The organism is Acinetobacter kookii (assembly GCF_900096895.1).
GTDB lineage: Bacteria > Pseudomonadota > Gammaproteobacteria > Pseudomonadales > Moraxellaceae > Acinetobacter > Acinetobacter kookii.
The window spans coordinates 1-1,978 of record NZ_FMYO01000019.1 but is presented as its reverse complement, the minus strand read 5'-3'; the positions used below and the strand labels follow the sequence as shown (position 1 = coordinate 1,978).

Genomic DNA, 1,978 nt, shown 5'->3' with positions numbered 1-1,978 from the left:
ATGGTGGAGACTAGGAGAGTCGAACTCCTGACCTCCTGCGTGCAAAGCAGGCGCTCTACCAACTAAGCTAAGTCCCCAGCTTATCAATAAGTCAATGTATCGTTCCGTTTCTGTATGAATTGCTTCGTCAGTAGTGGTGGGTCTGACAAGACTTGAACTTGTGACCCCACGCTTATCAAGCGTGTGCTCTAACCAACTGAGCTACAGACCCTCAGATACATCGTCATGAAGAACAACTTGTTGTGGATTCTTACCAATCGTCAATCTTTCGTTAAGGAGGTGATCCAGCCGCAGGTTCCCCTACGGCTACCTTGTTACGACTTCACCCCAGTCATCGGCCACACCGTGGTAAGCGTCCTCCTTGCGGTTAGACTACCTACTTCTGGTGCAACAAACTCCCATGGTGTGACGGGCGGTGTGTACAAGGCCCGGGAACGTATTCACCGCGGCATTCTGATCCGCGATTACTAGCGATTCCGACTTCATGGAGTCGAGTTGCAGACTCCAATCCGGACTACGATCGGCTTTTTGAGATTAGCATCCTATCGCTAGGTAGCAACCCTTTGTACCGACCATTGTAGCACGTGTGTAGCCCTGGTCGTAAGGGCCATGATGACTTGACGTCGTCCCCGCCTTCCTCCAGTTTGTCACTGGCAGTATCCTTAAAGTTCCCGGCATGACCCGATGGCAAGTAAGGAAAAGGGTTGCGCTCGTTGCGGGACTTAACCCAACATCTCACGACACGAGCTGACGACAGCCATGCAGCACCTGTATCAGAGTTCCCGAAGGCACCAATCCATCTCTGGAAAGTTCTCTGTATGTCAAGACCAGGTAAGGTTCTTCGCGTTGCATCGAATTAAACCACATGCTCCACCGCTTGTGCGGGCCCCCGTCAATTCATTTGAGTTTTAGTCTTGCGACCGTACTCCCCAGGCGGTCTACTTATCGCGTTAGCTGCGCCACTAAAGCCTCAAAGGCCCCAACGGCTAGTAGACATCGTTTACGGCATGGACTACCAGGGTATCTAATCCTGTTTGCTCCCCATGCTTTCGTACCTCAGCGTCAGTATTAGGCCAGATGGCTGCCTTCGCCATCGGTATTCCTCCAGATCTCTACGCATTTCACCGCTACACCTGGAATTCTACCATCCTCTCCCATACTCTAGCCTCCCAGTATCGAATGCAATTCCTAAGTTAAGCTCAGGGATTTCACATCCGACTTAAAAAGCCGCCTACGCACGCTTTACGCCCAGTAAATCCGATTAACGCTCGCACCCTCTGTATTACCGCGGCTGCTGGCACAGAGTTAGCCGGTGCTTATTCTGCGAGTAACGTCCACTATCCGGTAGTATTAATACCAGTAGCCTCCTCCTCGCTTAAAGTGCTTTACAACCAAAAGGCCTTCTTCACACACGCGGCATGGCTGGATCAGGGTTCCCCCCATTGTCCAATATTCCCCACTGCTGCCTCCCGTAGGAGTCTGGGCCGTGTCTCAGTCCCAGTGTGGCGGATCATCCTCTCAGACCCGCTACAGATCGTCGCCTTGGTAGGCCTTTACCCCACCAACTAGCTAATCCGACTTAGGCTCATCTATTAGCGCAAGGCCCGAAGGTCCCCTGCTTTCTCCCGTAGGACGTATGCGGTATTAGCATCCCTTTCGAGATGTTGTCCCCCACTAATAGGCAGATTCCTAAGCATTACTCACCCGTCCGCCGCTAAGTTATGGTGCAAGCACCACAACTCCGCTCGACTTGCATGTGTTAAGCCTGCCGCCAGCGTTCAATCTGAGCCATGATCAAACTCTTCAGTTTAAAATCATTAGTAGCTTATGGCTACAAATCTTGGCTCATCAATTTTCTGACAAAAAATTTGCTCAAATAAACTTCGAGTAATTTCTACCATCAATCAATGAAAATAATTTCGATCGATCAACCAGTAAAAATCCACACAAGTTGTTCTTCATAATCTCTTAATGATCT

2 tRNA genes and 1 rRNA gene are annotated in these 1,978 nt (G+C 50.2%); all 3 read right to left on the bottom strand.

The annotated features are described in order from the left end of the window. Position 1: 1 nt before the first annotated feature. The 3 genes from BLP85_RS14745 to BLP85_RS14735 all read right to left on the bottom strand — a co-directional run bounded on the left by BLP85_RS14745 (position 2) and on the right by BLP85_RS14735 (position 1,810). Positions 2 to 77: transfer RNA gene (locus BLP85_RS14745), tRNA-Ala, on the bottom strand. A gap of 57 nt (positions 78 to 134) precedes the next feature. After that, positions 135 to 211: transfer RNA gene (locus BLP85_RS14740), tRNA-Ile, on the bottom strand. A gap of 61 nt (positions 212 to 272) precedes the next feature. Then, positions 273 to 1,810, bottom strand: a 16S ribosomal RNA gene (locus BLP85_RS14735). Positions 1,811 to 1,978: the final 168 nt, after the last annotated feature.